Raw genomic sequence first — 8898 nt, forward strand, 5'->3', positions numbered from 1 at the left:
CCTCGCGCCCGCCCCTACCGCAACCGGAGGTTGCCACCATGCCGAACAGCGTGAATGCCGCCGTGGACGGGATCACCCCGAGACCCGCCCTGCTCACGTTCCTGGGCGGCGTCGGCACGGTCACCGGCAGCAAGTTCCTCGTCGAGAGCGACCACGCCCGCGTCCTCGTCGACTGCGGGCTCTTCCAGGGCCTCGCCGAACTGCGCCGGCGCAACTGGCGCACCCTGTCCTGCGACGCCGAGGACATCGAGGCGGTCGTGGTGACACACGCCCATCTGGACCACTGCGGCTACCTGCCCCGCCTGGTCCGCCAGGGCTTCCGGGGCCCGGTCGTCACGACGGAGTACAGCGCACGGCTCATCGAGATCGTGCTCCGTGACAGCGCCAGACTCCAGATGGAGGCCGCGCAGCACGCCAACGAGCACGGCTGGTCCAAGCACCGTCCCGCCGAACCGCTGTACGACGACGCGGACGTGGACCGCACCCTGAGCCTCCTCGCCCCCGTTCCGGCCGGCGCCGAGACCGAGATCGCCAAGGGCACCCGGCTCACCCTCCACCCCGCCGGGCACATCCTCGGATCCGCCTGGGCCCGGCTCACCCTGGAGGACGGGCACACCCTGGCCGTCAGCGGCGACCTGGGGCGCCCCGGCCACCCCCTGCTGCGTCCCCCGGAGCCGTTCTCGGGCGCCGACGTCCTGCTCATGGAGTCGACCTACGGCAACCGGCAGCACGAGGAGGCGGCGGCGCGCGCCGCCTTCGCCGCCGTCATCGGCCGTACGCTCGCCCGCGGCGGCACCGTGGTCGTCCCGGCTTTCGCCCTCGACCGTACCGAGGTCGTCCTGCACGAACTCGCCGGACTGCGCCGCGACGGGGTGATTCCCGCCTCGGTGCCGGTGTACGTCGACAGCCCCATGGCGCTGGCCGCGCTGGACGTCTACCGGGACGCGATCGCCGCCCGGCTGCCCGAACTGCGCCCCGAGATCACGGACGCCGGCAGGGCCGCGCTCGGCCCCGGGCCGTTCCTGGCGGCCCGCTCCGTCCAGGAGTCCGTCGCGATCAACGAGACCCGGGGCCCGGCCGTCATCGTCTCGGCGTCCGGCATGGCCACCGGCGGCCGGGTCCTGCACCACCTGCGGCGGCTGCTGCCGGACCCGCGCAACGCCGTCGTCGTCGTGGGGTTCGCGGCTGCGGGCACCCGGGCCAGGGACCTGGTAGACGGCGCGGTCGCGCTGAAGATGTTCGGCGAGTACGTGCCGGTGCGCGCCGAGGTCGCCGACGTGCCGTACTTCTCCGCCCACGCGGACAGCCGGCAGATCCTCGACTGGCTGCGCGGCGCTCCCGCCCCGCACACCACGTACCTGGTGCACGGCGAGCCCGAGGGCGCCGAGGCCCTGCGGGACAGAATCCGCCACGAACTGGGCTGGAACGCGGTGGTGCCCCGGTCGGGGGAGCGTGTCCTCGTACGGTGACGGGCGCGGCGGCGGCCGGCCGTGGCGGTCAGCGCACCGCCCGGACCGGCCCTCCGCCGTCACCGCCCAGAGGAACCCGCCACACCACCACCGCGCCGCCGCCCGGCCGGTCGCCGAGGGTGAGTGCGCCGTTCAGCGCCGTCGCCCGCTCCTCCATGTTCCGCAGACCGCTGCGGGCCGCGCCCGGCGGGATGCCGCAGCCGTCGTCCGACACGGTCAGTGTCAGTTCGCGCTCGGTGCACCGTACATGGACGTCCACGGCCCGCGCGCCGGAGTGCCGGGCCGCGTTGCTGAGCGCCTCGCCCAGCACGGCGACCGCGTGGTCGGCGACCTCGTCGGGGATCCCGGTGTCGATCAGGCCCTCCATCCGCAGGGCGGGCGAGAAGCCGAACGAGGCGACCGAATCCTGCACGGTGGCCGCGACCCGGCCGCGCAGCCCGCTCACCTCCTGCGTCCGTGAGCCGTGTGTCCGCAGACCGAAGATGCTGGCCCTGATGATCTTTATGGTGTCGTCGAGATCGTCGATCGCCCGTGCCAGACGCTCCGAGGCCTGCGGATGCTGGACGAAACGCTGGGCGCTCTGCAGCGTCATGCCGGTCGCGAACAGCCGCTGGATCGCGAGATCGTGCAGGTCCCGGGCGATGCGGTCGTGGTCCTGGAGCAGTGCGACCTGCTCCGCGTCCCGGCGCCGTTCCGCGAGCTCCATCGCCAGCGCCGCCTGGCCGGCGAAACCGAGCAGCGGCCCGGTCTCCACCTCGCTGAACGGCTTCTCACCCGCGAGCCGTCCCAGCACCAGCACGCCGCGGGACTTTCCGCTGGTGCCCAGCGGAACGGCGACGACGGGCCCGAGACCCGCCCACTGCGCCTCCTCGGCCAGGCTGCGCGGATCGTGGGTGACGTCGCCGCTGACGACGGGTTCCGACGTGCTCAGCGCGGCGCCGAGGAAGTCGTCCCGTACCGACATGACCAGGCCGCCGCGCCGGTCGGCACCCGCTCCGACCGCCACCGCGGGGCGCAGTGCCTCCTCGCCCGGTACGCGCTCCGCGATGATCCCGACCTCCGCGGCGACGATCTCCCGCGCCTGTGCGGCGATCAGTTCCAGCACGTCGACGCTGGGCATGCCCGACAGCAGGGTCGCCGTGACCTCCGCGCTCGCCCGCAGCCAGCGCTCCCTGCGCCGCGCCTCCTCGTACAGCCGGGCGTTCTCGATGGCGACTCCGGCGGCCACGGCCAGTGTCGACAGGACCGCCTCGTCCTCCGCCTCGAAGCTCTTTCCGCCGCGCTTCTCGGTGAGGTAGAGGTTGCCGAACACCTCGTCCCGCACCTTGATGGGCACCCCGAGGAAGGACCGCATCGGCGGGTGGCCCTCGGGAATGCCGTACGAGGCGGGATGCTCGGAGATGTCGTCGAGCCGCAGCGGCAGGGGGTGGCGGATCAGCTCGCCGAGGATTCCGTGCCCCAAGGGCGGCTCACCCGTCCTCGCCCCGTCCTCGTCGTTCAGGCCGACGGTCACGAACTCGACAAGGGTCTTGTCGTCGCCCACGACCCCCAGAGCGCCGTACTCGGCGTCCACCAGAGCGACGGCTGCCTCCGTGATGCTCCTCAGCACCTGCGGCAGGTCGAGTTCCTTGCCGATCGAGAGCACCGCTTCCAGCAGACTGTGCAAGCGGTCCCGGGTGCCGCGCACCGCGTCGATGCGGACCTGGAGCTCCTCCAGCAGTTCGTCGAGACGGAGTCTGGGCAGATGCTGCTCGGATCCCGCAGGCCCTTCCCGGTCCCGGTCCATCGTTCACTCCTCCGGACGGTCGCCCGGGCAGAGCGCCGGGCGCCATCCTCCACGGTAATGGCTGGGGCGCACGGAGGCGGCCCGGGGGTCCGCGGGAGTGCGGATGCCGGAGCGGGCGCCTCACGGGCGCGGGCCCGGACCCCACCGGAGCGGGCGCTGACCGGCGCCTGTGCGTACCGGTGCGGGCGCTGATGGGCTCCCGTGCGCACCTGTGCCGGACGCCCGCATCGGGACGCCCGCATCCGGACGCCCGCATCCGGACGCCCGCATCCGGACGCGTCCGCTCCGAAGTACTTAGGCTGATGATGCTGACAGGGACATCGCGTACCGAAGGACACGAAATCCTGTGATGAGTGCGGAGCGACAGGCGCCCGCGGTGCCCGGCACCACGGGCGTGGGGCGAGCCGAGGGGCTGCCGTTCCACGCGCCGACGCTGGCCGGCGCCCGCGCCGTGGCCCGGACCGCCGCACTCGTCGCCGCCACGCTCGGCGCGGTGGGCCTCGCCGGCTGGATCCTCGGCAGCGAAGTCCTGAAGAGCGTCCTGCCGGGCGAGGGCGCGACCATGAAACCGAACACCGCGGTGGGCCTGCTGGCGCTGGGCCTCTCCCTGTTCGTGGTGGCCGGCGGACCCATGAGCCGGCGGACGGCGGCAGCCGCTCGTGCCGCTGCCGCCGTGGCCACCCTGATCGGCACGCTCACGGCGGTGGAGTACTTCACCGGGACGGGTCTGGGCATCGACGAGCTCCTGTTCGAGGACGAGAACCCGCCGGTGGAGACGACGACCCCGGGGCGGATGGCACCCAACACGGCCCTGGGGCTCATGCTCGGGGGCGCGGCGGCACTGTGCGGCAGCGGGCGCCGGCTGCCGGCCTGGACGGGCCAGATCCCGGCCCTGGCCGTTCTCACCCTGGGCATGCTCCGGATCTACGGGTTCGCCTACGACGTGCCGCAGCTGGACCGGTTCGGCGACTACACGGGCATGGCCCTGCACACCGCGCTGGCGCTGGTGCTGCTGGGCGTTGCGGCCTTTCTCGTCCGGCCGGGCGAAGGACCCGCCGGGCTGCTGACGAACGCCGGCACCACGGGCGCGCTGGGCCGCCGCATGATCACCGCCACTCTGGTCGTGCCGCCGCTGCTCGGCTGGATCGTCCTGGCGGGCGAGGACGCGGGGCTGTACGACATTCGTCTGGCCATCGCGCTGCTGGTCTGCGGACATGTGACGGTGTTCGCCGTGGTCGGTTTCGCCGCCCTGACCGTGGGCCGCCGTATCGAAATGGCCCACGCACGTGCCGAGTGGCAGGTGCGGCAGAACCGACTGGTGCAGGACTTCATGGACCACACGCCCGCGGTGGTGTTCATCAAGGACCTGGACGGCCGCTACCTGGCGGTCAACACGACCTTCGAGGAGAGCATGGGCCTGTCGCGCGAGCGGGTGCTGGGCCACCGGGACCAGGAACTCCCGGCGCCGGAGACCGCCCGGCAGGTATGCGCGGCCGACCTCGAGATGCTGGCCGGGGGCAGGGTCGTCCAGCGGGAGGAGCGTCTCGGTATGCCGGACGGCCCGCGGGACTTCCTGACCACGCTGTTCCTGCTCAACGATCCGTCCGGCGAGCCCTACGCCGTCTGCGGGGTCGCCACCGACGTCACCGAACGGGTCGCCGCCCAGCGCGAGGTCCAGCGGGCCAACCGGCGCTTCCTCGCGCTGCTGGAATCCGCGCCCGACGCCACCCTGATCACGGACGGCAAAGGCACGGTCGTCATGGCCAACGCGCAGGTGGAGCCGCTGTTCGGCCGCGCGCCGGCCGACCTGGTCGGCACCAGCGTCCACGACCTGGTGCCCGGCCCGCGGCGCCGGCACCACGCCGCCCTCCTGGGCGCGTACCTGCGGCAGCCCGACCCGCGGCCGACGGTTCTGGACAGGGGCCTGTGCGGGCTGCGCGGCGACGGCAGCGAGTTCCCCGCCGAGGTGAGCGTCAGCACCTTCCAGGCCGAACAGGACACCCTGGTGTTCCTGACCGTCCGGGACATCACGGATCGCAGACGGGCCGAGGCCGAACGGGCCGAGCGCTACGAGCAGCACCGGCGCATCGCCTACACCCTGCAGCACAGCCTCATGGGCGAGCCACCCCGCCTGCCGTACCTGCCCAGCGCCCACCGGTACCTTGCGTCCGTCCAGGACCCCGGCGTCGGCGGCGACTGGTTCGACATCATCCCCCTGGACGAGGCCCGCACCGGCATCGTCATCGGCGACGTGATGGGCCGCGGCCTGGAGGCGGCGGCCGTCATGGGCCAACTGCGTGCCGCCGCCCACGCCCTGGCCCGCACGAACATGCCGCCCGGGCGGCTGATGACCGGCCTGGACGCGTTCGTCAGTGACCTCGCGGACCAGCTCGTCACCTGCTGCTACCTGTTGATCAACCAGAAGGCCCACGAGGTCACCCTGTGCTCGGCCGGGCACCTGCCGGTCATCGCCATGCCGCCGGGGGGCCCCGCACACCGGCTGCCGGCACCGGTCAACGTGCCGCTGGGCGTCAACGGCCCGGACGGCGGCGTGCCGTACCTGCAGGCGACCCGGCCGCTGCCGCCGGGCAGCACGCTCGCCCTCTACACCGACGGTCTGGTCGAGAGGCCCGGCACCGACCTGGACACCCAGATCGACCTCCTCACGCATGCCCTCGGCGCCGCGATCGAGCACAGCCCCGCCGACCCGGACGTCCTCGACCGGGCGGCAGCCCGGCTGGTCGGCGCGCTCATTCCGGACACGGCCGCCCATGACGACGACGTGACGCTGCTCCTGATCGGCCTGCCCGAGCGGGACGCGGGCCACGCGGGCCGTGCGGCTCACGCGGGCCCGGCCGCGCACCGCGACACCGCGCACCGCGACACCGCGCACCGCGACACCGCGCACCGCGACACGGCACACCGCGACACCGCGCACCGCGACACCGCGCACCGCGGCTGAGCCGACGCACCCAGAGAGACGCCCGTGTCTGACCGCGCCCCTGCCCCTGCCCCGCACGCGCGCATGGACCGCGAGCCGGCTGCGCGCGCACCCCGGACGTGAGGAAGCCGCGCTACGCGTGCGGCACGACGGCCACGGGGCACCGCGCGTGGTGCAGCGCGGCGTGCGCGACGGGCCCCAGCGTCCAGGTCATGGGCGGATGGTGCAGCCTGCGGCCGACCACGAGCAGCCGGGCCCGCGAAGCCGCCGACAGCAGCACCTCGGAAGCGCCGCCGATCTCGATCTGCCCGACGGCGGTCAGCCCGGGGAACTTCTCGCGCCAGGGCGCCAGAACGTCGTCGAGCCGGCCGTGCTCCTGCGTGCCGAACCTTTCGTGCGCGTCGGCGAACAGCGCGGCGTCGGGGGAGTGGGGCAGGAGCGCCAGCGGGCTGCGGGCCCGTACGGCGCGTACCCTCGCCCCGTGCAGGCTCGCGAAGGCGAAGGCGAAGCCGAGCAGCGGATCTGCGTTCGGGCTCAGGTCGTGCAGTCCGACCACGACCTCGTCGCGGTCCTCCCCGGCCGCGTCCGCGAGGGCCGTGCTCGCCGCGTCCGCCGGCACCGTGGTGGCCGCGGTGTCCGCCGCGACCTTGCGGCCCGCCCTGGGCGGGCGTACGGCGACCGCGGGGCAGGATGCGCGGCCGAGGACATGCAGACCGGTGGAGCCCAGCAGGAATCCCGCCAGGGCGCTGTGCGCGCGGGAGCCCAGCACCAGCAGCGAGGCGTCCCCGGACAGCGCTTCCAGCGCCTTCGGCGCCGGGTCCCGCACCAGCTCGGTGGTGACGGTGAGGTCCGGGTGGTGGTGGCGCAGCTCTGCCTCCGCCCTCCGCAGCACCTCCTGTCCGTACCGCTGCTTGCTGGCGGCTGCCTGCGGCACGGTGGGATCGAGCGGCTGCGAGGTCCAGGAATGCAGCAGCAGTACGGGCAGCCGCCGCACGGCTGCCTCATCGGCCGCCCACTCGGCGGCGGCCAGACTCTCCCGCGTACCGTCCATTCCGACGACGATGGGTCCGGCCATCACACACCTCCGGGGTCATGGGCGGGGGAGTTGTCCGGTCCGGCGGCGCCGTCCGCGGAACCCTCGTCCCCTCACCCTTCCACTGTCGGCGCACCGCGGCCCGGAACCGTAGGGCCGAGCGGCCCGGCAGTGCCGCCGGGCGGCCCGGCTTCCGGTCCCCGCGGGCAGCGGCCGGTGCGGTCGGCGCGCCGCGTCGGGAACCGTCGGCGTCAGGACTCCGGCGGGCGTTCCCGCGCCTCGTCCCGCGCCTCGTCCCGCACCAGGGCGTTCAGCAGGTCGTTGCGGCTCACCGCCCCCACCAGGCGGCCCTTGTAGTCGGTCACGAACAGCTGCCTGACCTTGGAGCGGGCCGCGATCCGCGCGGCGTCGGTGACCCGCGTCCGCGGGTGGACACTGACCGGCGGCTTGGTCATCACGTCACGTGCCGTGGTTCCACGACCGTCGCCGTCCCGCCGTCCGTGCAGCAGCGCGGACAGTGTGCCGCCGGGCCGGGACCGGCCCGATGCGGCCATCGCCAGCAGGTCGGACTCCGTCACGGCGCCGATGATGTGCCGCTCGGCGTCCACCACCGGGACCGCACCCCACTTCTGGGTGGCGACGAGCCGGGCGACGTCGAGGAACGGGGTGTCGTCACGGACCGACGCCACCTGGCCCCGCATCACGTCGTCCACGTGCAGGACGGGCGCGCCGCGGGTGGCCTCGGGCCGCCGCCGGAGCGAGGAGACCACGACGGGGGCCTTGGCGGACGGCGGGGTGGCAGCGGCCGTCTTCACGGCCCGGTGGTGCGCGCCGGCGGCGACGGCCTGGAGGTAGCGCACCATCAGGTCCTGGTCACCGGCCGACCCCGGGAAGCGCCGTGCGGTGCCGGCGGGCAGATCCCTTCGGGCCTGTGCCGCGGCGAGACTCTGTTCGCGTTGCTCACGGTCGACCATGACGACCTCCCCGGCTGCGAAGGGGGACAGTTCCCCGCTCCTAACCTCCCGCGGTACCGACGCCGTGAACAGGGCCGTCCGGCCCCTGCCCGGGGTCGGACAGACCCTGCCGTGGCACCCGGCCCGTTCCTAACGTGAGGATGGAATGCGGTGAGCGAGCACGGCACCGAGGACGCGCGCGGCGCTCACCCGGGCGAGGATGGAGGCGAGACCATGGCGGGCTTCCGGGACTTCCTGGCGCGCTTCCGCCCCGCCGGTTCGCCCGGCGCGGCGCCGGGCGGAGCGGTCCCCGTCGACCGCTCGGCGGAACTCGCCGCCGAGCTCGAGGGTCCGCTGGCCCTGCTCGACAGCACCACCGAGGAAGCGGACGCGATTCGCGCGGAGGCGGTGCGCGGGGCCCGGCAACGGCGCGAGGAGGCCACCCGCCGGGCCGCCGACATCGTTGCCGCCGCACAGGCCGCGGCACCCGAGGTGCGGGCCAACGCGGCGGCCCGCCGCCGCGCGGAGGCCGCGCGCGGGGACGAAAGCGCCGCGCGGGCCGCGGACGCCGCGGTGACACGGCTGCGCGAGCGGGCCCACGCACGCATGCCGACCCTCGTCGCCCGCGCCGTGACGGACGTGACCGGCGAACTGCGGACCCTCTCCCGCTCCGGGCCCCCCGACCCTGTCCCCGGACACGCGACACAGCCTTCGCC

6 protein-coding genes are annotated in these 8898 nt (G+C 74.2%); 3 read left to right on the forward strand and 3 right to left on the reverse strand.

The genetic code is table 11. From position 1 onward, the window contains the following. Positions 1-38 precede the first annotated feature (38 nt). Entirely contained in the window at positions 39-1469 is a 1431-nt protein-coding gene (locus GUY61_RS30275) for an MBL fold metallo-hydrolase RNA specificity domain-containing protein (protein WP_166633441.1), read from the forward strand. 28 nt (positions 1470-1497) lie between these two features. On the opposite strand, the gene GUY61_RS30280 is transcribed toward GUY61_RS30275, so the two are convergent. Then, entirely contained in the window at positions 1498-3255 is a 1758-nt protein-coding gene (locus GUY61_RS30280; protein ID WP_166633442.1) for a GAF domain-containing sensor histidine kinase, read from the reverse strand. A 349-nt stretch (positions 3256-3604) separates the two neighbouring features. Here GUY61_RS30280 and GUY61_RS30285 point away from each other — a divergent pair, with 349 nt between their 5' ends. Then, complete coding sequence (locus tag GUY61_RS30285) at positions 3605-6217, forward strand: SpoIIE family protein phosphatase (protein WP_166633443.1); 2613 nt, start codon at positions 3605-3607, stop codon at positions 6215-6217. A gap of 112 nt (positions 6218-6329) precedes the next feature. Here GUY61_RS30285 and GUY61_RS30290 read toward each other — a convergent pair whose 3' ends face one another. Then, the gene (locus tag GUY61_RS30290) at positions 6330-7271 is read right to left on the reverse strand and encodes a universal stress protein (RefSeq protein ID WP_166633444.1); all 942 of its coding nucleotides are present in this window, start codon (positions 7269-7271) and stop codon (positions 6330-6332) included. Between the two features lie 209 nt (positions 7272-7480). After that, the gene (locus tag GUY61_RS30295; protein WP_166633445.1) at positions 7481-8203 is read right to left on the reverse strand and encodes an HPP family protein; all 723 of its coding nucleotides are present in this window, start codon (positions 8201-8203) and stop codon (positions 7481-7483) included. A gap of 150 nt (positions 8204-8353) precedes the next feature. On the opposite strand from GUY61_RS30295, the gene GUY61_RS30300 reads away from it, so the two are divergent. Further along, positions 8354-8898, forward strand: a 545-nt coding sequence (locus GUY61_RS30300; protein WP_398957442.1) for a hypothetical protein, incomplete at its 3' end; no start/stop codon positions are given.

This window comes from Streptomyces sp. GC420 (assembly GCF_009916105.1).
Taxonomy (GTDB): domain Bacteria; phylum Actinomycetota; class Actinomycetes; order Streptomycetales; family Streptomycetaceae; genus Streptomyces.

Bases quoted from the DNA above. Each gene is read 5' to 3' on its own strand.
- GUY61_RS30285 (WP_166633443.1), top strand. From the start codon at position 3,605: ATGAGTGCGGAGCGACAGGCGCCCGCGGTGCCCGGCACCACGGGCGTG.
- GUY61_RS30295 (WP_166633445.1), bottom strand. From the start codon at position 8,203: ATGGTCGACCGTGAGCAACGCGAACAGAGTCTCGCCGCGGCACAGGCC.
- GUY61_RS30290 (WP_166633444.1), bottom strand. From the start codon at position 7,271: ATGGCCGGACCCATCGTCGTCGGAATGGACGGTACGCGGGAGAGTCTG.
- GUY61_RS30275 (WP_166633441.1), top strand. From the start codon at position 39: ATGCCGAACAGCGTGAATGCCGCCGTGGACGGGATCACCCCGAGACCC.
- GUY61_RS30280 (WP_166633442.1), bottom strand. From the start codon at position 3,255: ATGGACCGGGACCGGGAAGGGCCTGCGGGATCCGAGCAGCATCTGCCC.